This is a genomic window from Sphingomonas sp. NY01 (assembly GCF_038809135.1).
Classification (GTDB): Bacteria; Pseudomonadota; Alphaproteobacteria; order Sphingomonadales; family Sphingomonadaceae; genus Sphingomonas; species Sphingomonas carotinifaciens.
Window position 1 is genome coordinate 789,374 of the sequence record NZ_CP101722.1, and the last position, 22,028, is coordinate 811,401.

General features: G+C 67.5%; 24 protein-coding genes. 20 read left to right on the plus strand and 4 right to left on the minus strand.

Going from position 1 to position 22,028, the window contains the following annotated elements; genetic code table 11:
• Positions 1-14: 14 nt before the first annotated feature.
• From NPJ82_RS03870 to NPJ82_RS03930, 13 genes are all read left to right on the plus strand, one after another.
• Positions 15-332 (plus strand): AtpZ/AtpI family protein, encoded by a 318-nt coding sequence (locus tag NPJ82_RS03870; RefSeq protein ID WP_112382101.1) that lies wholly within the window; start codon positions 15-17, stop codon positions 330-332.
• A 30-nt stretch (positions 333-362) separates the two neighbouring features.
• A complete protein-coding gene (locus NPJ82_RS03875; RefSeq protein ID WP_112382283.1) occupies positions 363-1,154 on the plus strand; it encodes a F0F1 ATP synthase subunit A in 792 nt (263 codons plus the stop codon).
• A gap of 69 nt (positions 1,155-1,223) precedes the next feature.
• Positions 1,224-1,451, plus strand: a complete 228-nt coding sequence (locus NPJ82_RS03880) for a F0F1 ATP synthase subunit C (protein WP_112382102.1) — start codon at positions 1,224-1,226, stop codon at positions 1,449-1,451.
• Between the two features lie 60 nt (positions 1,452-1,511).
• A complete protein-coding gene (locus NPJ82_RS03885) occupies positions 1,512-2,006 on the plus strand; it encodes an ATPase (RefSeq protein ID WP_112382103.1) in 495 nt (164 codons plus the stop codon).
• Complete coding sequence (locus tag NPJ82_RS03890) at positions 1,999-2,637, plus strand: hypothetical protein (RefSeq protein ID WP_149682129.1); 639 nt, start codon at positions 1,999-2,001, stop codon at positions 2,635-2,637. Before NPJ82_RS03885 ends, NPJ82_RS03890 begins: the two co-directional genes overlap by 8 nt.
• A 146-nt stretch (positions 2,638-2,783) precedes the next feature.
• A complete protein-coding gene (locus NPJ82_RS03895) occupies positions 2,784-3,104 on the plus strand; it encodes a multidrug efflux SMR transporter (protein WP_112382105.1) in 321 nt (106 codons plus the stop codon).
• A gap of 36 nt (positions 3,105-3,140) precedes the next feature.
• Positions 3,141-3,794 (plus strand): hypothetical protein, encoded by a 654-nt coding sequence (locus NPJ82_RS03900; protein ID WP_342658408.1) that lies wholly within the window; start codon positions 3,141-3,143, stop codon positions 3,792-3,794.
• 47 nt (positions 3,795-3,841) lie between these two features.
• A complete protein-coding gene (uvrC, locus tag NPJ82_RS03905; protein ID WP_149682126.1) occupies positions 3,842-5,761 on the plus strand; it encodes an excinuclease ABC subunit UvrC in 1,920 nt (639 codons plus the stop codon).
• 56 nt (positions 5,762-5,817) lie between these two features.
• Positions 5,818-6,783 carry a polysaccharide deacetylase family protein gene (locus NPJ82_RS03910; protein ID WP_342658409.1) on the plus strand — a complete coding sequence of 322 codons (966 nt, stop codon included), beginning with the start codon at positions 5,818-5,820 and terminating at the stop codon, positions 6,781-6,783.
• Positions 6,780-7,664 (plus strand): GNAT family N-acetyltransferase, encoded by an 885-nt coding sequence (locus tag NPJ82_RS03915; RefSeq protein WP_342658410.1) that lies wholly within the window; start codon positions 6,780-6,782, stop codon positions 7,662-7,664. The genes NPJ82_RS03910 and NPJ82_RS03915 overlap by 4 nt, the downstream gene beginning before the upstream one ends.
• Before the next feature lie 6 nt (positions 7,665-7,670).
• On the plus strand, positions 7,671-8,402 hold the full coding sequence (recO, locus tag NPJ82_RS03920; RefSeq protein WP_342658411.1) for a DNA repair protein RecO: 732 nt from the start codon (positions 7,671-7,673) through the stop codon (positions 8,400-8,402).
• A gap of 56 nt (positions 8,403-8,458) precedes the next feature.
• Positions 8,459-9,502 carry a 3-isopropylmalate dehydrogenase gene (gene leuB, locus NPJ82_RS03925; RefSeq protein WP_342658412.1) on the plus strand — a complete coding sequence of 348 codons (1,044 nt, stop codon included), beginning with the start codon at positions 8,459-8,461 and terminating at the stop codon, positions 9,500-9,502.
• The gene (locus NPJ82_RS03930) at positions 9,502-10,602 is read left to right on the plus strand and encodes a glycosyltransferase family 2 protein (RefSeq protein ID WP_342658413.1); all 1,101 of its coding nucleotides are present in this window, start codon (positions 9,502-9,504) and stop codon (positions 10,600-10,602) included. The genes leuB and NPJ82_RS03930 overlap by 1 nt, the downstream gene beginning before the upstream one ends.
• 7 nt (positions 10,603-10,609) lie before the next feature.
• Here NPJ82_RS03930 and NPJ82_RS03935 read toward each other — a convergent pair whose 3' ends face one another.
• Together NPJ82_RS03935 and NPJ82_RS03940 are read right to left on the minus strand one after the other, a co-directional pair.
• Complete coding sequence (locus NPJ82_RS03935; protein WP_112382112.1) at positions 10,610-10,855, minus strand: hypothetical protein; 246 nt, start codon at positions 10,853-10,855, stop codon at positions 10,610-10,612.
• A 194-nt stretch (positions 10,856-11,049) separates the two neighbouring features.
• The gene (locus tag NPJ82_RS03940; protein ID WP_342658414.1) at positions 11,050-12,285 is read right to left on the minus strand and encodes a phospholipid carrier-dependent glycosyltransferase; all 1,236 of its coding nucleotides are present in this window, start codon (positions 12,283-12,285) and stop codon (positions 11,050-11,052) included.
• Between the two features lie 88 nt (positions 12,286-12,373).
• Between NPJ82_RS03940 and NPJ82_RS03945 the strand changes: the two genes are divergently transcribed.
• Genes NPJ82_RS03945 through NPJ82_RS03955 form a run of 3 tightly spaced genes read left to right on the plus strand, consistent with a single transcriptional unit; the run spans position 12,374 to position 14,818 of the window.
• Entirely contained in the window at positions 12,374-13,582 is a 1,209-nt protein-coding gene (locus NPJ82_RS03945) for an aminotransferase class I/II-fold pyridoxal phosphate-dependent enzyme (protein ID WP_342658415.1), read from the plus strand.
• Positions 13,583-13,634: 52 nt separating this feature from the next.
• Positions 13,635-14,033, plus strand: a complete 399-nt coding sequence (gene apaG, locus NPJ82_RS03950; protein ID WP_112382285.1) for a Co2+/Mg2+ efflux protein ApaG — start codon at positions 13,635-13,637, stop codon at positions 14,031-14,033.
• The gene (locus NPJ82_RS03955; RefSeq protein WP_149682117.1) at positions 14,030-14,818 is read left to right on the plus strand and encodes a LysR family transcriptional regulator; all 789 of its coding nucleotides are present in this window, start codon (positions 14,030-14,032) and stop codon (positions 14,816-14,818) included. The genes apaG and NPJ82_RS03955 overlap by 4 nt, the downstream gene beginning before the upstream one ends.
• 184 nt (positions 14,819-15,002) lie before the next feature.
• Here NPJ82_RS03955 and NPJ82_RS03960 read toward each other — a convergent pair whose 3' ends face one another.
• A complete protein-coding gene (locus tag NPJ82_RS03960; RefSeq protein WP_342658416.1) occupies positions 15,003-15,854 on the minus strand; it encodes an ABC transporter permease in 852 nt (283 codons plus the stop codon).
• 81 nt (positions 15,855-15,935) lie between these two features.
• Here NPJ82_RS03960 and NPJ82_RS03965 point away from each other — a divergent pair, with 81 nt between their 5' ends.
• Positions 15,936-16,604 carry a GcrA family cell cycle regulator gene (locus NPJ82_RS03965; protein ID WP_342658417.1) on the plus strand — a complete coding sequence of 223 codons (669 nt, stop codon included), beginning with the start codon at positions 15,936-15,938 and terminating at the stop codon, positions 16,602-16,604.
• Positions 16,605-16,844: 240 nt separating this feature from the next.
• Here the strand turns inward: NPJ82_RS03965 and NPJ82_RS03970 are convergent, their stop codons facing one another.
• Entirely contained in the window at positions 16,845-17,714 is an 870-nt protein-coding gene (locus tag NPJ82_RS03970) for a hypothetical protein (protein ID WP_342658418.1), read from the minus strand.
• Between the two features lie 162 nt (positions 17,715-17,876).
• On the opposite strand from NPJ82_RS03970, the gene parE reads away from it, so the two are divergent.
• From parE to NPJ82_RS03985, 3 genes are all read left to right on the plus strand, one after another.
• Entirely contained in the window at positions 17,877-19,856 is a 1,980-nt protein-coding gene (parE, locus tag NPJ82_RS03975) for a DNA topoisomerase IV subunit B (protein WP_112382119.1), read from the plus strand.
• Positions 19,853-20,386: a hypothetical protein gene (locus tag NPJ82_RS03980; RefSeq protein ID WP_342658419.1), complete on the plus strand. Its 534-nt coding sequence runs from the start codon at positions 19,853-19,855 to the stop codon at positions 20,384-20,386. Before parE ends, NPJ82_RS03980 begins: the two co-directional genes overlap by 4 nt.
• 380 nt (positions 20,387-20,766) lie before the next feature.
• Complete coding sequence (locus NPJ82_RS03985; RefSeq protein WP_342658420.1) at positions 20,767-21,951, plus strand: hypothetical protein; 1,185 nt, start codon at positions 20,767-20,769, stop codon at positions 21,949-21,951.
• Positions 21,952-22,028 lie beyond the last annotated feature (77 nt).

Sequence of the window (22,028 nt, forward strand, 5' to 3'; positions counted from 1 at the left end):
GGCGAGGTGGGCGCGTGGCGGAGAACGAACCCGGACAGGATTTCCACGGCGCGGAGGACCCGCGGCTTTCCGCGCTCGACGAGCGGCTACGGGATGCCAGGGCCCGCGAAGCGTCGCGGCAGGGGGTGAAGGTCGATACCGACAAGGGTTATGCCCAGGGTAGTCGCATCATCTCCGCGCTGATCGGAAGTCTTGTCGGCAGCGCGCTGATCGGCTGGCTTATCGACCGCTGGTTCGGCACCGCGCCCTGGGGGCTGATCGTGATGCTGTTCCTCGGGATAGCCGTCGCGTTCAGGCAGATTATTCGGATATCAGGCGAGCGCCCGGAATAACCGGGCGTTCTTCGTATGTGGGAAACGGGCGTGGCGGCAGAATCGGGTAGCAAGATCGATCCGATGCACCAGTTCCTGATCGAACCGGTGTTCGGCCAGAAGTGGATCGTCGGCGGATACGACCTGTCCTTCACCAATTCCGCATTGTGGATGGTGGTGACGCTGGTCGCTTTGTGGGTGTTCATGATCGGCGGCATGAAGCGCGATCTGGTGCCCGGCCGCTGGCAGGCCGCGGTGGAGGGCTTCACCGGCTTCGTCAACGGCATGCTGACGTCGAACATCGGGCCGGAGGGCAAGCGCTTCCTGCCGTATGTCTTCTCGCTGTTCATGTTCATCCTGTTCGCCAACGTCATCGGCCTGATGCCGTTCGGCGTGGTGCCGGGCGTGCATCCCTTCACCGTGACCAGCCATTTGACCGTGACCGGCGTCCTGGCGCTGATCTCGTTCGCGATCGTGCTGATCGTCGGCTTCGGCCGCCACGGCTTCCACTTCTTCGCGCTGTTCGTGCCGCACGGCACGCCCGCGCTGATGATCCCGCTGATCTTCGTCGTGGAGCTGATGAGCTTCCTGGTGCGCCCCTTCTCGCTGGGTCTGCGACTGTTCGTCGCGATGACCGCGGGGCACATCCTGCTGAAGGTGCTGGCGGCGTTCGTCATCAACGGCATCAACCTGGGTCCGGCCTATGCCGCGCTCATCACCGTGCCCAGCTTCCTGCTGATGATCGGCATCACGCTGCTGGAACTGCTGGTGGCGGCGATCCAGGCCTATGTGTTCGCGCTGTTGACCAGCGTGTACCTGAACGACGCGGTGAACCTGCACTGATCGGCAGGCGCCCGACGGCGTGACCCTTTCGACTTTATACCTGAACGTGTTTGAACTGGAGTGATTGAAATGGACGCAGAAGCCGCAAAGATGCTGGGTGCCGGTCTGGCCGCGATCGGCATGGGCCTCGCCTCGCTGGGCGTGGGCAACGTGTTCGCCAAGTTCCTGGAAGGCGCACTGCGCAATCCGGGTGCGGCCGACAGCCAGCAGGGCCGTCTGTTCATCGGCTTCGCCGGTGCCGAGCTTCTCGGCCTGCTCGCCTTCGTGACGATGATCATCCTGGTGTTCGTCGCCTAATATCGTCGTTGCGCCGGGCGGCCATGCTGGTCGCCCGGTGGACATGGCCACGAGGACCCCATGCCACAGATTGCTCAGATCGCAGCGACCTACGCGTCGCAGATCTTCTGGCTCCTGATTACCTTCGGCCTGCTGTACTTCGTGGTCGGCCGCGGAATGGTGCCCAAGATCCAGGCGACCGTCGACAACCGTGAAGCCCGTATCGCCGGCGATCTCGCCGCGGCCGAGGCTGCGCGGGCACAGGCCGATACGGTCGAAGAGGCGTGGCGGCTCGAAATGGACGCGGCGCGCAGCGCGGCGCAGGCCGAAACCACCGCCGCCAAGCAGCGTGCGGCACAGGCCTTCGAGGCGCAGGTCAAGGCGGCAGATGCCGACCTGGCCGAGCGGCTGGGGCATCATGATCTTGCCATCGCGAACGCCAAGGCGGAAGCGCTGGCCAATCTTCAGGGCGTGGCCGCCGATGCGGCGCGCGATCTGGTCGCCAAGCTGTCCGGAGCCCAGGTGGGCCAGGACGCGGCGGCGGATGCGGTGCGGAAGGTAACGGCGCATGGCTAATGCAAATGGCAGCGCGCTGGTGGCGGAAAACCTGTCCGGCGCCGCGTCGGCGGAGGGGCTGCAGCCGCAGGCGGTACGCGGTGGCGAGGGGCTGCACGGCTCCACCACCGAGCCGGGCGGCGCCGAGCACGTCGCCAGCCCGACCGCGTTCGGGTTCGATTCCACCGGCTGGGTGGGGATCGCCGCGCTGGTCGTGCTGATCGGCATGATCGTGAAGAAGGTGCCGGCCATGATCGGTCGCACCCTCGACACGCGCATCGCCGCGATCCGCACGCAACTCGACGAGGCGGCCAAGCTCCGCAAGGAAGCCGAGGCGCTGAAGGCCGAATATGAGGCCAAGGCGAAGTCGGCGCATGCCGATGCCGAGACGATGCGGGCCCATGCCCAGGCGGAGGCGAACCAGATCCTGGCCAAGGCCAAGGTCGATGCCGAACAGTTGATGGACCGCCGCGCCAAGATGGCCGAGGACAAGATCGCCGCGGCCGAGCGTCAGGCGCTGGCCGAGGTGCGCGCCCGCGCCGCCGAGGCCGCCGCCCGGGCCGCCGGTCTGTTGATCGCCGAGCATCACGGCGCCGCCGCCGACCGTGCGATGGTGGATCGCACGATTGCGGGGCTGGGTCGGCCGAACTGATCGACGGATCACCCCCTCCATCGCGAGGGGTATGAGAGGGGCGTGCCGCTGGCGCTGCCCCTCTTTTTCTTTTTTTGCCCGCCGCCTCTTTCGGGTTTCCGGCGCCGGGCGTGTCAGACACGAGCCCGTTGCAAAGGAGCAATCCGATGGCATGGGTCATTCTGGGTATCGCGGTGTTTTCCGAAATCTGCTGGGCGCTCAGCCTGAAATGGGCAGCGACGGTGGCGACATGGCAGGCATCGGCGGTGCCGATCACGCTCAGCTTCGTGAACATGGGTCTGCTGGCGCTGGCGATGCGCGGGCTTCCCGCGGGCACCGCCTATGCGATCTGGACCGGGCTGGGCGCGGTCGGCGTGGTGATCGGCGGCGCGGTGATCTTCGGCGACCGGCTCAACGGCGTGCAGGTGGCCTTCATGGCGCTGACCGTGATCGGGGTGATGGGGACGAAGTTCTTCGCCTCTGCCTGACTTGTCGGCCAGAGCGCGGCGCGATAGCCATCCGCTATGGAGATTGTCGGCGATTATCAGCGTGATGGTTACGCGCTTGTCCGCGGGTTGATCCCCCGGACCGTGTGCAACGCGCTGCTCAACCAGATGAAGGGCGAGATCGAGGGCGCGGGCGGCCGGCTGGAGTCGATCGCCCGCGAATCGCCGCTGCTCGCGCGGCCGGCGGTGGAACTGTACGGCTATCATTATCCACCGCTGCTCGGCTTTCTCTGGGCGCTGACCCCGACGATCGAGACGCTGGTGGGGGCGGCGTTGCTGCCGACCTATGATTATTTCCGCATCTACCGCGACGGCGATGTGTGCCGGGTGCATTCGGATCGGCCCTCGTGCGACCACAGCCTGTCGCTGACGCTCGACTATAGCGACGGCGAGCCGTGGCCGCTGGAGGTGGGGACCGAGGCGCTGGTCGATCCCAGGCCGGAGGTGACCGCGGACTTTGCCGGGCAGCCTTATGCCAGCCTGGCGATGGAGCCGGGGGATGCGGTGCTCTACCGCGGGGTGCATCGCCGGCATGGGCGCATCACGCCCAATCCCAATGCGTGGTCGGCGCATCTGTTCTGCCACTGGGTCGGGCGGGACGGGCCGTTCAAGGCGCATGCGTTCGACGGCAATGCGGCACTGGCCAGGCCGGTCAATTTCCGCTTCGGTTGAGGCGACGGGCTGGCGGGGCGGGGTGACCGCTCCTAAATCCCTGGGCGATGTCCGAGAAAACCGTCGACCGCTTCAACGAAGAAAAGTCCACCTTCTCCATCCGCGGCGCCGATACGCCCGATCTGGCGGTGGGGGTGGCGGCGATCCGCAACGTGCTGGCGACGCTGCCGCTGCGCGCGGGCGTGTACCGGATGCAGGATGCGCGCGGCGACGTGCTGTACGTCGGCAAGGCGCGGGCGCTGAAAAACCGGGTGGCGAACTATACCCAGGTCGACCGGCTGCCCAAGCGGTTGCAGCGCATGGTGTCGCTGACCCGGTCGATGACCATCGTCACGACGAACAACGAGGCGGAGGCGCTGCTGCTGGAGGCGCAGCTGATCAAGCATTACCGCCCCGCCTATAACGTGCTGCTGCGCGACGATAAAAGCTTCCCCTTCATCCTGTTGCGGTCGGACCATGATTTCCCGCGAGTGCAGAAGCATCGCGGCGCCAGGCGGGCGGTGGGCAATTACTACGGCCCCTTCGCCAGCGCAGGGTCGGTCAACAATACGCTGAATGCACTGCAAAAGCTGTTCCTGCTGCGCAGCTGCACCGACAGCTTCTTCAAGACGCGCGACCGACCGTGCCTGCTTTACCAGATCAAGCGCTGCTCGGCGCCGTGCGTGGGGCGGATCGACGCCGCCGGCTATGGCGAGCTGGTGGCGGACGCGAAGAGCTTCCTGGGCGGCAAATCGACGCAGGTGCAGGCCAAGCTGGGCGCGCAGATGCAGGCCGCGGCGGAGAACATGGATTTCGAACTGGCCGCCGTGCTGCGCGACCGGTTGAAGGCGCTGACCTTCATCCAGGGCACGCAGGCGATCAACGCGGAAGGGGTGGGCGATGCCGACATCTTCGCGCTGGCGTGCAAGGACGGGGTGATCGGCATCCAGGCCTTCTTCATCCGCGGCGGACAGAATTGGGGGCATCGCAGCTTCTTCCCCGCGCACACCACTGACGTGCCCGAAGACGAGGTGATGACGAGCTTCCTGACGCAATTCTACGAGGAAGTGCCACCGGCCAAGTCGATCCTCCTCGACCGGGATCTTGCCGAGGGGCCGCTGCTGAGCGAGGCGCTGGGCGAGCGGGCGGGGTACCGGGTGTCGATCGCGGTGCCGCAGCGGGGGGACCGGCGGCGGTTGATGGACCAGGCGAAGCGCAATGCGGTGGAGGCGTTGGAGCGGCGTCTGGCGGAGAGTACGACCCAGGCCAAATTGTTGCGCGAAGTCGCGGAGTTGTTCGACCTGCCCGAGCCGCCCGACCGCATCGAAATCTATGACAACAGCCACATCCAGGGCAGCAACGCGCTGGGCGCGATGGTGGTCGCGGGGCCCGAGGGGTTCCGTAAAGGTCAGTATCGCAAATTCAACATCAAGGGCAACGAAGCCGCCACCAACGACGATTTCGCGATGATGCGCGAAGTGTTCCGTCGCCGCTTCGCCCGGCAGCTGGAGGAAGCGCCCGACCGCGACGACGGCACCTGGCCCGACCTGGTGCTGATCGACGGCGGCCGCGGACAGCTGAACGCCGCCAAGGCGGTGCTGGAGGATCTGGGCATCGAGGATGTCTGCCTGGTGGGCGTCGCCAAGGGGCCGCACCACGGCCGCGACGGGCGCGAGGTATTCCACATGATGGACGGTCGCGAGTTCCAGTTGCCGGTGAACGCGCCGGTGCTGTTCTACCTCCAGCGATTGCGCGACGAGGTGCACCGCTTCGTCATCGGCGCGCACCGCGAGAAGCGCGCCAAGGCGATGGGCGCGAGCCCGCTGGACGAGGTGCCTGGCATCGGCCCGGCGCGCAAGAAGGCGCTGTTGATGCATTTCGGCACCGGTCGCGCGGTGCGCAATGCCAGCCTGGAAGACCTGAAGCGCGCGCCCGGCGTATCGGCCGGCGTTGCGCAGCAGGTCTACGACTTCTACCATGCGCGTTGAGCGAGAATAGAAATCCGGAAGCGAAATGTTCATTGTCCTGTGTTATGCACAGGGACATGGTGACGCCTGTCTTCCTGACCGTGGATACCGAGTTCGCCTGGCGCCATCATCGCGCCGGACTGAACTTGAAGGCGATCTATGACCGTTCCATCGAGCCGATGGGCGTCGGATTAAGCTATCAACTCAATGTGTTGCGTCGTCATGGTTTGAAGGCGACCTTTTTCATCGATCCGATGCCGGCGGACATCTTCGGCATCGATCCCGTCCGGCGGATGGTGGAGGCGGTGCTGGAAGCGGGGCAGGAGGTGCAGTTGCACTGCCACCCGCACTGGCAGCAGGCGCGGGTCGATGACCGCGGCGCGGCACATGACCGGTTCCAGCTCTACGAATATGATCGCGACGAGCAGCAGGTGGTGCTGGCCCGGGCGACCGAGTTGCTGATGGCGGCGGGGGCGCCGCGCCCGGTCGCGTTCCGCGCGGGCAGCTATGCCGCCAATGACGACACGCTGGCGGCGCTGGCGGCCTTGGGCTTCACCTATGACAGCAGCCATAACGGGGCGGAGCGGAAGCATAGCCGCATCACCCTGCCCGCACGGCAGGTGGCGCCCGTCACATGGCCGTCGGGGTCACCGGGCATCATCGAGGTGCCGGTAACGGTGATCGAGGACCGGCCGGGACATTTGCGGACCTTTCAGATCTGCGCGCTGTCGACCGAGGAAAGCTGCGACGCGCTGGAACATGCCGCCGCATCCGGGCACGCCGCGGTGACGATCGTCAGCCACAGTTTCGAATTGGCCAACCGGTCCGCCACCCGTGCCAATGCCGTGCATGTCCGCCGGTTCGAAGCGCTTTGCGAAATACTGCACCAGATGGCGTCGGTGCTGCCGACCCGGCATTTCGCCGAGATGCCGGCGTTGCGGCTGGGGCAGGAGGATGCGGTCCTCGGCCCCGACAGCCTGCGGACCCGCTGGCGGCAGGCCGAACAGCTTTGGTCGAACCTGGTGGAAGAGCGGCGGGCGTGACCGCGACGCGGGTAAGGCTGAAATTCCAGGTCGGCGCGCGGACCCTGGCCGGCGTGTCCCGCCGTCTGGAGCGTCTTCCACTCGGGCTGGAGGCGGTGCTTTCCGGGGAGATCCCTGCGCTGCCGCCGATCGGGGCGGCGGACGGGTATCTGGTCACCTCGCTGCCCGCCGCGCATCTGGACGCGCTGTCGGGGGCGTGGCCGCTGACCGCGGTGCGCCAGCGTTATACCCGCCATCATGTCGACCTTGCCCGCGGACATGAGGCGTGGATGGCCGGGCTGTCCGGTCAGGCGCGGTCGGGCTTGCGTCGCAAGACGAAGCGGCTGGGCGGGACGGTGCGCAGATATCGCAGCGCGGCCGAGGTCGGCGCGTTCCTGGACCTGGCGATCCCGCTGGCGGCGCGCACCTATCAGGCGCGCCATGGACTGGATGCGGCACTGTCCGACGACCCCGCGTTCCGGCGGGGAATCGTGCAGGCTGCGGGCGAAGACCGGGTGCGTGCTTGGGCGATGTTCGTCGGGGAACGGCCGATCGCCTATCTATGCTGTACCGGGCAGGGGCGGACGCTTCGTTACGATCATGTCGGGCATGATCCCGATTTTGCCGACCGGTCGCCGGGCACGGTGCTGATGGCGGAGGCGCTGGCCGATCTGTTCAGCGACCGCTTCGCCTGGTTCGACTTTCTGGAAGGCGACGGGCAGCACAAGCGGCAGTTCGCGACCGGTGGCACCGAATGTCTGGACCTGCTGATGCTGCGCCCGACCATCGTCAACCGGGTCGTGCTTGCCACGCTGGGCGGGTTCGAAGGCGGCGTCGCGCTGGCGCGCCGGGGCCTGGCGGCGTCACCGTTGCGTGGCTGGATGCGAACCCTTAGACGCTGAACCCGCATGCGCATCGCGGGGCCCGCCATTATCCTGTCGATCCGCGCACATGGCGAGCATGGCGCGATCGTGCGCGCGCTGACGCGCAGCGACGGGGTGCAGGCCGGTTATGTCCGGGGCGGCCGGTCGCGGACGTTGCGGCCGATCCTGCAGCCGGCGAACACGATATCGGGGGAATGGCGGGCGCGCACCGCCGAGCAGCTGCCGGCGCTGACCGTGGAACTGGTGGATACGCGCGCGACGCTGCACGGCGAGCCGCTGGCGGCGGGCGCGCTGGAATGGCTGACCGCGCTGACCGCGGCGGCGCTGCCGGAGGCACAGCCCTATCCGCGGGTCTATGACGCACTGGACGGCGTATTGGGCGCGATCGCGGCGGCCCCCTCTGCGCGGGGCTGGGCGACGGGGCTGGTGCGCTATGAGCTGCTGTTGCTGGCCGAACTGGGCTTCGGGCTGGACCTGTCCGCCTGCACCGTCAGCCGGGCGACCGAGGATCTGGGCTATGTCAGCCCACGCAGCGGCGCGGCGGTGGCACGCGGTGCCGCGCGGGGCTATGAGGCCAAGCTGCTGCCCCTGCCCGATTTCCTGCGCGAAGGGGGGGCGGCGGAATGGCCCGACATCTTTGATGGATTGCGGATCACCGGGCATTTCCTGGCACGCGACCTGCTGCCGGGGCCGCGCAGCGACGTGCTGGCCGCGCGCGAGCGACTGGTGGAGCGGTTGAAAAGGGCGGTTGCGTGACGGCGGCGCGGCCGGCAAGAGGCCGCGCATCCAGACGACAAGCGAAGGGGTTCAGGATGGCGACGATCGCGGTACTCGCAGGCGATGGCATCGGTCCGGAGGTGACGGCCGCCGCGCGGCGCGTGCTGGAAACGCTGAACCTGGGGCTTTCCTTCGAGGAAGCGGCGGTCGGTGGCGCCGGGTACGAGGCGGCGGGCCATCCGCTGCCGCCCGAGACGATCGCGGTGGCCGAGCGCGCCGACGCGCTGTTGTTCGGCGCGGTGGGCGATCCGCGCTTCGACATGCTGGAGCGGGCGTTCCGGCCGGAACAGGCGATATTGGGCCTGCGCAAGCATTTCGGGCTGTTCGCCAATCTGCGCCCGGCGCGGCTGTTCGCCGGGCTGGAGGATGCCTCCGCGCTGCGCCCCGAGGTGGCGAGCGCGATCGACATGGTGATCGTGCGCGAACTGACCGGCGACGTCTATTTCGGTGCCAAGGGGCAGGGCCGGAACGCGGAGGGCCTGCGCGAGGGGCATGACCTGATGCGCTATGACGAGGCGGAGGTGGCGCGGATCGCGCGGGTCGGATTCGAGACGGCGCGCAAGCGGCGCGGCAAGCTGACCTCCGTCGACAAGGCCAATGTGCTGGAAACCTCGCAATTGTGGCGCGACGTGGTGCTGGAGGTGGCGCGCGATTATCCCGATGTCACGCTCTCGCACATGTATGTCGACAATGCCGCGATGCAGCTGGTGCGCAATCCCGGCCAGTTCGACGTGATCGTGACCGGCAACCTGTTCGGCGATATCCTGTCCGACCAGGCATCGATGTGCGCAGGATCGATCGGGATGCTGCCGTCCGCCGCGCTGGGCGCGACCGGCAAGGGGCTGTACGAGCCGATCCATGGCTCGGCACCCGATATCGCCGGGCGGGGCAAGGCCAATCCGTGCGCGGCGATCCTGTCCGCCGCGATGATGCTGCGCCATTCGCTGGGGCAGGCGGCCGCGGCCGACCGGATCGACGCGGCGGTGGCGGATGCGATCCGCGGCGGCGCGCGTACCGCCGACCTGGGCGGGACGCTGTCGACGGAGGCGATGACGGACGCGGTGCTGGCCCGCCTGTAATGGCCGACCTGCTGGAGCTTGCGGTCGTCATCCCGACGTTCAACGAGCGGGAGAACGTGCCCGTGCTGATCGCGCGGTTGACCCAGGCTCTGGCGGGGCGGCGGTGGGAGGCGATCTTCGTCGACGACGACAGCCCGGACGGCACGGCGGAGGCGGCGCGCGAATTGGGCCGGGTGGACGCACGCGTGCGGGTGATCCAGCGTATCGGCCGGCGTGGCCTGTCCTCCGCCTGTATCGAGGGGATGTGCGCGACCGCGGCCCCCTTCGTCGCGGTGATCGACGGCGACCTCCAGCATGACGAGACGCTGCTGCCCGCGATGCTGGACCGGTTGCAGCGGGACGAGGCGCTGGACCTGGTGGTGGGATCGCGTTTCGTGGCCGGTGGCGGCACCGGCGAATGGGACCGCGATCGGGTGGCGAAATCGGCGCTGGCGACCCGGCTGTCGCGCCGCGTGCTGAAGGCCGACCTGTCCGATCCGATGAGCGGCTTCTTCATGATCCGCAGCACGGTGGCGCGGGCCGTGGTGCCCGAATTGTCGGCGATCGGCTTCAAGATCCTGCTCGACATCATGACCGCGGCGCCGCGGCCGCTGGCCTTTGTCGAGATGCCCTATACCTTCCGGGTGCGGACCGAGGGCGAGTCGAAGCTCGATCACGTCGTTGCGATGGAATATCTGATCGCGCTGTACGACCGCATGTTCGGGCGGTTCGTGCCGGTGCGCTTTGCCATGTTCTCGGCGATCGGGGTGCTGGGGGTGGGCGTGCACATGGCGACGCTCAGCCTGGTGTTCCTGGGGGCGGGGGCCAGCTTCCTGCTGGCGCAGATCCTCGCCACGGTGGTGGCGATGACGTTCAACTTCCTTTTGAACAACGCGCTGACCTATCGCGATCGGCGGTTGAAGGGGGTGCGCGCGCTGGTCGACGGATGGGTGTCGTTCTGCGTGGTGTGTTCGGTGGGGGCGGTCGCCAATGTCGGCGTCGCCGCCTTCCTGCATGACGTGCGCAGCAGCGAATGGGCAGCCTCCGCGCTGGTCGGGGTGCTGATCGGCGCGGTGTGGAATTACGCGCTGTCATCCCGATTTGTCTGGGGACGGTATTGAGGGCGTCTCACCGGGGCGCGGCGGCAAGCTCCGGATAGGTCCGGTGCAGGGCTTCGGTGGCTTCGGCAAGCGCCTGGCGGGCGGCGATGAGTTGCCGGTCGGCCTGTAGCGGATCGTCGAACCGCCCCAGGTCGGACATCACCGGTCCCTCGAAATAGCGCATGGCATCCAAGGCCGCGTCGATCGCATTCAGGATGTCCTGCTGCTCCAGTTCGATCAAGGTGAGTCGTTCGGCTTCCAGGCGGAAAGGCATGGCTGACGGTCCGGTTCGCTACATCTTGTCCAACTATCCCACGCATGATGACCACATGCCAGCCGGGAGATTACTATCATGTAACAAACGCAAATCGTTCGAAATCTTGGTTTTTGTAAGAAACGTCTGCGGCGCGTTGGCGAAAAATTGCACGCCGCTATGCCGATTTCAGCACAGGGGTGATTCGCCGTGCATCAATTCCAGTCCGGCAACAGGGTCCAGCGGCGGAACGAATCGGCATGGGCCAGCGGGGCGGCGGAGAGGATCGGGTAGAACCACAGGAACAGGGCCGCAGCACCGATCAGAAGCATATCGTCCCCGTCGCGCAACGCACCACGCCAATGGTCGGCGGCCACCGCGATTACGATCGGCAGCCACAGGCTGGGCAGGTAGTAATAGTAGAAAAAACCGAGGGATTTCGGAATGACCGCCCAGATCAGGTAGCTGCCCAGCCACAGTGCGGCGACCGCGCCCAGCCGGACGTCGCGGCGGCGCACCGCCCCCCAGAGGCAGGCGGCGACCGCCACCAGGCCACCCCACATCACCACCGGATTGCCGACCATCAGGATGCCGCGCTGTGCGCCGTCTGCGACGTCGTAGAAATACCAGATCGGGCGCAGCATCAGCGGCCAGCTCCACCAGTCCGACTGATAGGTGTGCGCCGACAGGACCTGTGTCTGCTGGTGATAGATGTCGAGCTGGAACGGGAGCAGCGTGGCTATGCTCAGCGGATTGTCCGAGTAGAAAAAGGCGGGCGCGAAGGTGGCGAGATAGGTGACGCCGCCGACAAGGCCGAGGATGAGCCAGGCGCGCACGACCGACAGGCCGGGCCAGCGCGCCGGGTCGCGGTGCCGAAGGATCGCGATGGCGAGTGCGGCATAGCCGACATAGGGGATCGCGGTCCATTTCGTTCCCGCGGCCAGCCCGAGCAGAACGGCGCCCAGCGTCCAGCGGGCGGTGGCATGGGGCCCGCGCATCGCCCACAACATGGCGGCGACGGCCAGCACCACAAAGGCGGCCATGAAGCCGTCGAGCATGGCGATGCGCGCCTGGACGAGCAGGGTGAAGTTGAACAGCGCGAGCAGGGTGCCGAGGATCGCGGGCCGCAGCCGCCGGGTGGTCAGCCACAGGATCCAGAACACCCCGCCCACCGTCGCCGTGCCCGCCAGCGTCGACAGCGCACGCCAGCCGGCAGGACCATCGCCGAACAGCAGAATGCCGAGTGCGATCAGCGTCTTGCCGAGCAGGGGATGCTCGATATTGGTGTGCCCGGTCAGCGCCAGCAGGGTGCGCGCGGCGGGCACGTAATGCACCTCGTCAAAGACGAGGCGATGCGGAATGGTCAGCCGCCAGGTGAACAGCGCCTGCGCCGCCGCCATCAGCAGCAGCGCGACGGGCAGGGGGCGACGAAGTGGGGCGGGGACATGCATCGTGCGCCATGGTGGCGTGCCACATGGCGGTTGGGAAGGCCGCAACGGGGCTTGCCGATGACCGCCGGCCCCGGCAAAGGCTGCAATCATGAAGCGCAAGACTGGTCAGGACCGTTCGATCACCGCCGGCTGGCGTCCCGCGACGCAGGCCGTACGCGGGGGCACCGCGCGGTCGGAATATGGCGAAACCTCCGAGGCGATCTTCCTCACCTCCGGCTACGCCTATGATTGTGCGGGCGACGCGGCGGCGCGGTTCGCCGGCGAGCAGGAGGGGATGACCTATTCCCGCCTGCAGAACCCGACGGTGCAGATGCTGGAAGAACGCATCGCCCTGCTGGAAGGCGCCGAGGCGTGCCGCACCATGGCATCGGGCATGGCCGCGATGACCGCGGTGCTGCTCAGCCAGCTGCAGGCGGGCGACCATCTGGTCGGCGGGCGGGCCGCGTTCGGATCGTGCCGCTGGCTGACCGACACGCTGCTGCCCAAGTTCGGCATCGGCACGACCGTGGTCGATGCACGCGATCCGCAGGCCTTCCTGGACGCGGTAAAGCCCGAGACCAAGGTCTTCTTCTTCGAGACGCCCGCCAATCCGACGATGGACATCGCCGATCTGGCGGCGATCTGCGCCATTGCGCGCGAGCGCGGGATCGTGACCGTGGTGGACAACGCCTTCGCCACGCCCGCGCTGCAACGGCCGATGGATTTCGGCGCGGACGTCACCGCCTATTCGGCGACCAAGATGATGGACGGGCAGGGACGCGTGCTGGCGGGCGCCGTGTGCGGGACCGAGGATTTCATCACCAACACCCTGCTGCCCTTTACCCGCAACACCGGGCCGACCCTGTCCGCGTTCAACGCCTGGGTCGTGCTGAAGGGGCTGGAGACGCTGGACCTGCGCATCCACCGCCAGTCGGAAAGCGCGCTGAAGGTCGGCCGTTTCCTGGAGGGCCGCGTGCCGCGCGTGCTGCACCCCGGCCTGCCCAGCCACCCGCAGCACGAACTGGCGATGCGCCAGATGAAGGCGGCAGGCGCGATCTTCGCGATCGAACTGGATGGCGGGCGCAGCCAGGCGCATGCGCTGCTCGACGGGCTGCAACTGATCGACATCTCGAACAACATCGGCGATTCGCGCTCGCTGATGACGCATCCCGCCTCCACCACCCATGCCGGGGTCGCCGAGGACAAGCGGTTGGAGATGGGCATATCCGAGGGTATGCTGCGGCTGAACGTCGGGCTGGAAGATGCCGACGACCTGATCGACGACCTGGACCAGGCGCTGCGGCAGGCGGGCCTGTGACGATGCGCGGCGGCGTGCGAGGGAGACGCTGATGGCCTTGACCGAGGGCGCAGTGAAGGCGTTGTTCCCGCATGCGGCCACGACCGCGGGCGTTACCGTGCGCGTGTCGGTCAGCTATCTGCCGGAACAATCCGAGCCGGCGCGCGGGCGCTGGTTCTGGGCCTATCATATCCGCCTGGAAAATGACGGCGCGGCGGCGGTGCAGTTGCTGACCCGCCACTGGGTCATCACCGACGGGCGCGGCGCGCGCCATTCGGTGGAGGGCGAGGGCGTGGTGGGCGAGCAGCCGCTGATCGAGCCGGGCGCGAGCTTCGACTATGTATCCGGGTGTCCGCTCGCCACCCCGTCGGGGGCGATGCAGGGCACGTACCGGATGATCGGCGCGGACGGCGTCACTTTCGACGTGGCGATCCCGCGCTTCACCCTGCTGGCACCGGCGGTGGCGTCTTGAAGCGGACGCACCTGCCGCTGAACGGTCTGCGCGTGCTGGACGCAGCGGCGCGGCATCTGAGCTTCACGCGCGCCGCGGACGAACTCGCGGTGACGCCCGCCGCGGTGGGCCAGCAGATCCGCGCGCTGGAGGACACGCTGGGCGTGGTGCTGTTCCGGCGCACGACCCGCGGGCTGGAACTGACGCCCGAGGCGGAGGCGGGGCTTGCCCCTCTCCGCGCCGGTTTCCTGCAATTCGAGGAAGCGGTGCGCGCCATGCAGGCGGGGCAATCGTCCAAGTCGCTGACCATCGCAGCGCCGCGCGACGTGACCGAAAAGTGGCTGATGCCGCGTCTGGCCGAGATTGCGGGCGGAGACGGCGACCTGCGCTTCACCCTGATCGCGGCGGACGAGGGGCTGGATTTCACCGAAGCGAACCTGGACCTGGCGATCCGCTGGGGCGACGGGCCCGGCGGGCATGAAGGCGAGGCGCTGGAATCGGACGGCATGGTCGTGGTGGTGGCACCCGGTAACGCCGGCGCCGCGCTGATCGGCTGGCCGGGCAGCCCCGACGAGGGGGTGCCGTTGATCCGGGTGACGGACGCCGGACTGGCGATCGATGCCGCTGCGGCCGGGCTGGGCCGGGCGGTGGTGCCGCATCTGCTGGCCGCGCGCGATCTTGCCTCCGGGCGGCTGGTGCAGGTGGGAGAGGCGCTGCCCTCGCGACAGGGTTATTGGCTGGTCGCGCCGTTGCCGCAGTGGCGGCAGCAGAAGGTGAAAACGCTGGTGGAGGCGTTGGGGGGCTAAGGGCCCCGATCGACCCTTGTCCGATCGTTCGCCTTTCGACTAGGGATCGAGCTTGTCGAGGGACCGTGTCGAGAGGTGCTTCCATCCGGCGGGGGTCTCTCGATACGCCGTCTCGATACGCGGCGTTGCCGCTACTCGACGGCTACTCGAGACGAACGGACGAGGAGGCGAAGGGGGGCAGGCCCTAGTTCTTCAGCTTCCAGCCCTTGCGCAGGAGCGTGTAGCACAGCACCGCCATGGCAACGTCGGCGGCGAGCATGACGATGCCGCCCATCGTGACGGGCGAGTCGGCCAGGCCGAGGAAGCCGTAGCGGAAGCCCGAGATGATGTAGAAGAACGGGTTGGCGTGGCTGATCGCGCGGAAGGTGGGGGCGAGCGAGTCGACCGAATAGAAGGTGCCCGACAGCAGCGACAAAGGTAGCACGACGAAGTTGGTCACCGCGGCGGCATGGTCGAACTTTTCCGCCCAGATCGAGGTCAGCACGCCGAGCAGTGCCAGAAAGGCCGAGCCGAGCAAACCGAACCAGATGACGGCGAAAATGGCGTGGGGCGTGACATGGACGCCCGGCCAGATCGCCATGGCGAGCCATACGGTCAGGCCGACCAGCACCGCGCGCGTCACCGCACCACCGACCAGCGCGGCGAGCAGTTCGGCGGTGGACAAGGGCGGCATGAGGTAATCGACGATGGTGCCCTGGATCTTGCCGACCAGCAGCGAGAAGCTGGCATTGGCGAAGGCGTTGTTCATCATTCCCATGACGATCAGGCCGGGTGCGATGAAGTCGCCAAAGGGAACCTGCTGTCCCGCGACCGGCACCGCATGACGGCCGCCGAGCGCGGTGGTGAAGATGATCAGGTACAGAAGCGTGGTGACCGCCGGTGCCCAGATCGTCTGGAGCTGCACCTTGAAGAACCGACGCACCTCCTTGATATAGAGGGTACGAAGGCCCCCCCAGTTGATGTTCCGGATGACGGGCACGCCGGGGGCGTGCTGTACCGCCGATTGGATTTCGCCGATTGGGGGCTGGCTGCTCATCGGCAAAGCGCGTAACCGCTGCCGGGGTCGCCCGCAACCGGTGGCGTGATGCAGGCGCGGTAAAATGCAGGGAATGTGTTGATGTCGTGGACGGACGAGCGGATCGAGACGCTCAAGACGATGTGGGAAGCGGGCCAGACCGCCAGCCAGATCGCCGAGGCGCTGGGCGGGGTCAGCCGCAATGCGGTGATCGGCAAGGCGCACCGGCTGGGTCTGCAGGCGCGCCCCTCGCCGGTGAAGCCGAACGAGCCCGAGGTGAAGGAGCAGCCGGTCGCCGCCGCGCCGCCCGAGCCCGCACCACCGCCCCCGCCCGCACCGGCCGAGCCGGCGCCGGTCCGCGAGGTGGTGCGCGAGGCCGCACCCGAGCCGGTCCGCGAGGCCGCGCCGGCGCCGGAGCCGGTGCGCGATCCGCAGCCGGTGTTGCGTTCGGTCGGCCCCGGTGGCTTCGTGCGCCAGTCGCCCGGTGAACAGCAGCCGCCATCCACCCCGGCGCCGCCGCGCCGCCTGGTACCGGCCAAGCCGAATGCCGACATGGCGGGCAAGACCACGCTGCTCGACCTGAACGACCGCATCTGCAAATGGCCGCTGGGTCATCCGGGCGAGCCGGATTTCCATTTCTGCGGGCAGAAGGTGAATCCGGGCTTCCCGTACTGCGTGCAGCATTGCGGCCATGCCTATCAGGCGCAGTTGCCGCGGCGTGATCGCCGCCCGCCGCCGCCGTTGCCGTTCGGCGGCCCGCGGGTCCGGTAAGAGCCGCCAAGGCGGCTCGCGCACCCGTGGTCCGCCCGGCCGGCGCGGCTATCGCCGCGTCCGACGTCATGGGCTTTTGCCCATGACGGGCCCATTGCAGACACGAAAACACCCGCCGGGATCGCTCCTGGCGGGTGTTTTCCTTTTGGTCCCGCCGCGGCGAAGCCGCGTCGTCGGTCGGCACGGTGTGCCGACGGCCGGGCTTCGGCGTGGGTGCCGACTGGCACCCACGCCTGCGCCTTAGAACCTGAACGCCGCCGTTGCGCGGATTGAGTGCCAGCGGAACTTGTCGTCCGAACGACGGATGTCGGTGCCGCTCGTGTTGGGAGCCAGCACGAACGGGTTGGTCGCCGGTGCCGTACCCTGGGTCACGCGGACGCGCGCGTCGTCATCCTGATACTGATGGTACATATATTCCAGGCCGACCGAGAAGTTGCGGCCGAGCTTCTGCTCGATGCCGCCGCCGCCGAGGAAGCCGAACTGGTTGCGATCACCCGACAGGGCAAAGGCATTAGCGGTGTTGGAGGTGGTGAAGCTGCGGTCGATGCGGGCATAGCCGGGGCCGAAGGTGCCGTAGAACAGCGTGGTGTCGACCGCATAGCCGACGCGGCCGCGGATCGAGGCTTCCCAATCCAGCTCGCGGGTCATGACATAGTTGGCGGGCGTGGTGGAGAAGCCGCTGACGCTGTCGTTGATCTCGGCCTTGCCGAACTCGCCGACGACGCCGTACACGATGTTGCCGACCTGATGGTCCGCACCGACGCGGGCGTAATAGGCGATGCCGTTCTTGTCGTTGCGGCAACCGGTGGCGGCGTTCTGCGGCGACAGGGTGCTGCGCGCCGCGCCCTTGCAGAAGCCGGGCGAGAAGGCGTTGGCACCGGTGGGCAGCGTGACCGTGTCACCGAAGCGGCCGTCCAGATTGCGATCGAACAGCAGGCGCGAACCCTGGTCGTTCGGCTGGACGTCATAGCCGAAGCTGCCGCCGACATAGACGCCGGCGAAGGGGGCATCGGCGGTCGTCTCGGCGCCCTGGTTGTAGCTGTCCTGTGCGAAGGCAGGCGCTGCGACCAGCGTCAGGGCGGCGGTGGCCGCGGTGAAAGCGATGCGCATGGTGTCTCCCGGTTTCATGATACTCGGGCGGCGGAACGTTCGTTTTGCTGGGTTTTATCCGGAACCTACCTAATTCAAATTAATCTGTTGCGGCTATGCCACACCTAAGATGGGCAAGGGCGACGCTGGTACTCGGGCGCATCGCACCCTATAGTTCTCGTTATGTCCGAAGATCTCTTTGCGGGTTCGGCCCGCCCGGCCCCCGCCTATGATGCCTCGTCGATCGAGGTGCTGGAGGGGCTGGAGCCGGTGCGGCGGCGGCCGGGTATGTATATCGGCGGGACGGATGAGCGGGCGTTGCATCATCTGGCGGCCGAGGTGCTGGACAATGCGATGGACGAGGCGGTGGCCGGCCATGCGACGCGGATCGAGGTAAAACTCGAGCCGGGCAACCGACTTACCATTGTCGACAATGGCCGGGGAATCCCGGTCGACCCGCACCCGAAATTTCCCGACAAGTCGGCGCTGGAGGTGATCCTGTCGACGCTGCATTCGGGCGGAAAGTTCACCGGCAAGGCCTATGCGACGTCGGGCGGCCTGCACGGCGTGGGCGTGTCGGTGGTGAACGCGCTGTCGTCGGACACGGTGGTGGAGGTGGCGCGCGAGCGGCAACTGTATCGCCAGCGCTTTTCGCGCGGAGTGACGCTGGGCCCGCTGGAGAGCGTCGGCGCAGCGCCCAACCGGCGCGGCACCAGCGTCGCCTTCACGCCCGACACCGAGATCTTCGGGCCCGAGCTGCACTTCAAGCCGGCGCGGCTGCACAAGCTGGTGCGGTCCAAGGCGTATCTGTTCGCGGGCGTCGAGATACGCTGGCACTGCGCGCCCGAGCTGATCGCCGACGATACGCCGGCGGACGCGGTGTTCCAGTTCCCCGGCGGTCTGGCAGACCATCTGAAGGAACAGGTGGGAAGCCGCGAATGCGCCACCGCCGATTTCTTCAGCGGCAACCAGGATTTTCCGGGCGAGGCGGGGCGCGTCGAATGGGCGGTGGCCTGGCCGCTGTGGAGCGACGGCAGCTATAGCTGGTATTGCAACACCATCCCGACGCCCGATGGCGGCACGCACGAACAGGGACTGCGCCAGGCGCTGGTCCGGGGCTTGCGCGCGTTCGGCGATCTGGTGGGACAGAAAAAGGCCAAGGAGCTGACCGCGGACGACGTGATGGTCGGTTCCGAGGTGATGCTGTCGGTCTTCATCCGCGATCCGCAATTCCAGAGCCAGACCAAGGACCGGCTGACCAGTGCCGAGGCGGCCGGGCTGGTCGAGAAGGCGGTGCGCGACCATTTCGACCATTATCTCAGCAACAACATGGAGCGCGGCAAGGCGCTGCTCGGCTATGTGCTGGAGAAGATGGACGAGCGCCTGCGCCGCAAGCAGGAGCGCGAGGTCAAGCGCAAGACGGCGACCAGCGCAAGGAAGCTGCGCCTGCCCGGCAAGCTGACCGACTGTTCGGCGGACAGCCCGGAGGGTACCGAGCTGTTCATCGTCGAGGGCGATTCGGCCGGCGGATCGGCCAAGCAGGCGCGCGACCGCAAGAGCCAGGCGATCCTGCCGATCCGCGGCAAGATCCTGAACGTCGCGTCCGCGACCAGCGCCAAGATCCTGCAGAACCAGGAGATCGCCGACCTGATCCAGGCGCTGGGATGCGGCACGCGCAAGGATTGCGACCCGACGCAGCTACGCTACGACCGGGTGGTGATCATGACCGACGCCGATGTCGACGGCGCCCATATCGCGACGCTGCTGATGACCTTCTTCTTCCAGGAGATGCCCGACCTGGTGCGGCGCGGGCACCTGTATCTGGCGCAGCCGCCGCTCTACCGCCTGACCGCAGGCGCCAAGTCGGCCTATGCCCGCGACGATGCGCACCGCGCGCAACTGGAGCGCACCATGTTTCGCGGCAAGAAGGTGGAGGTCGCCCGCTTCAAGGGGCTGGGCGAGATGAACCCGCAGCAATTGCGCGAAACGACGATGGACCCGGCCAAGCGCAGCATGATCCGCATCACCCTGCCGCAGGAATATGAGGAGCGGGCGGGGGTGAAGGATCTGGTCGACCGGCTGATGGGCAACAATCCCGCACACCGCTTCGCCTTCATCCAGGAGAATGCGGCCCGGCTGGACGAAGAGGTGATCGACGCATGACGCAAGGTGAGCTGGACCGCATCTACAAGGCCAATCGCTGGCTGATCGCGAAGAAGACGGGATCGGCGGGTATCAAGGCGTTCACCGTGGGGCGCGAAAGCCTGGACGCGCTGATCGGGCAGATCGCCGACGCCTATGGCCTGTCCGAAGAGGACCGCGCGCGGCTGCGCCCGACCGCGGGGATCGACCTGCATGAGGGCGCGGGCAAGCTGGCGGACATGGCGCGCAAGTCCGCGGGCGTGATGAAGGGGATGGAGATCGTTGCCGATGCCAGGCGCGCCGGCACGCTGATGAAGACCGGGCGGCATCTGGTGACCAAGGGCCTGCCGGGGGCGGCGCGGGTGGCCAAGGGGGCCAAGGCGGCGGGCGTCGCCGGGCGTGCGGTGCCCTGGGTCACGGTGGCGGTATCGGCCTATGCGGTCGGATCGGTGGGCTTCTTCGCGGCCAAGGCGGAGCGGTTCAATCGCGATTGCCGCAATTTGCTTCAGGCGCGGCTGGATGCGGCGGAGGGGACGGCTTCAGCGTCCTGAGGGGGGGCGTCGGGTATCGCTTTCGCGCCACCTGTCTCTCGATACAGCGTCTCGATACGCAGCTTTGCTGCTACTCGACGCTTACTCGAGACGAACGGGGAGGGGAGGAACCTGTTTTTCGGTACAGCGGCTGGGTATCCAGGTTCGCGGCTGCTCGCCGGTTACGCGAGGGGGCCGGGAGTGGGGCAGCCTGTCTCTCGATACACCGGCTCGATATGCGGCCTTGCCGCTACGCGACAGCTGCTGGAGAGGAACCGAAGAAAGCCTGAAAACAATGCAGTAGGGGCTTGATCGGACGGGCCCTTCATGGCCTGATGCTTGCGCCCATTCGGCGTCGGTCGCCGGGGAGGTGGGCCGACGGCCACGGGAGGGGCCACGACATGATGATGCTTGCGCTGTTCTGGGCCGCACAGGCCACCGCTGCTCCGCCGCCTTCGTCCGCGCCGCAGTCCCTGCCGGCCCCGCCCAGCATCGTCGTGACGGGTGAACGACTGTCCAAGCTGCGCGACGATCTGGCGGCGTGTATCGCCCGGCAGTGCCCGCCGCCCGAGGAAATCCAGCGATCGCTGGCACTGGCCGAGACGCAGTTCATTGCGGGCGATTACCGACGCAGCCGCGCGACCCTGTTGAAAGCGCGCAAACGCAACGCACGCCATGCCGCGCAATTTCCTGTCGACGTGGCGGACCTGCACCGCGCGACGGCGTTGTTGTCCAATGTCAACGGACTTCCGGACCCGGCGCGGATCGGAGCGATCGATGCGGTCGATGCGCTGAAAAAGGGACTGACCGAGAACGATCCGCGTATCTTCATGGAACGGCTGCGCGTGGGCGAGGCCTTCGCCCGCGAAGGCCGCCCGTTCGCCGCGCTGGATCATTATGCCTGGGTGGCGAGGAGCGCCAAAGCGTCGGGGATGCCCGATATAGAGGGGCAGGCGATGTTGCGATCCGCGGTGCTGCTCGGCGTGATCGCGACGATGGTGAAATCCTATGTGCCCAGCGCCCGGCGTGCGGCGGATGCGATCCTGGCGCGGCAGGAGCCCGCTTTCCTGCCCTATCGCAACGGCGTGCGCGTGCTGCGCGCGCAACTGGCGCCCAAACGGGAACGCGAGGCCGCGGTGCGGACGGCGATGCAACAGATCGAGCCCGATCCCAACGTAAAGGGACCGATGCTGATCTATGGACCGCCCATCGACATGCAGGACGCGGTGTTCGGCACCGTGGCGAATGACACGCCGCTATGGGCCGATGTCGCCTTCCACATCGCGCCCGATGGTCGCGTGATCGAGGTGGAGACGTTGCGTAGTGCCGAGCAGGTGGATCCGCGCTGGGTGGAGATCGCCACACGCGGGCTGCGCGACCGGCGTTATGCCCCGTCCTCGATCCCGCCGGAGGGCATGGCGCGGGTGGAACGCTATAGTTTCGTCGCGGACTTCGCGGCGGCGGACTGGACGCGAGGTTCCATCAGAAGTCGCATACCGGTTCGTTCGACGGCACGCCGCGTGGAGGTGACGGATATTACCCTGCCGCAGCAGCAGGCATCGGCCACGACGCCCGCCACCTCGTAGCGGTGTTGATTCCCCTATCCCATCTCCGCTAACACACCGCTCCGGGCGGCCCACCACGGGTCGCCCTTGCTGTTTGA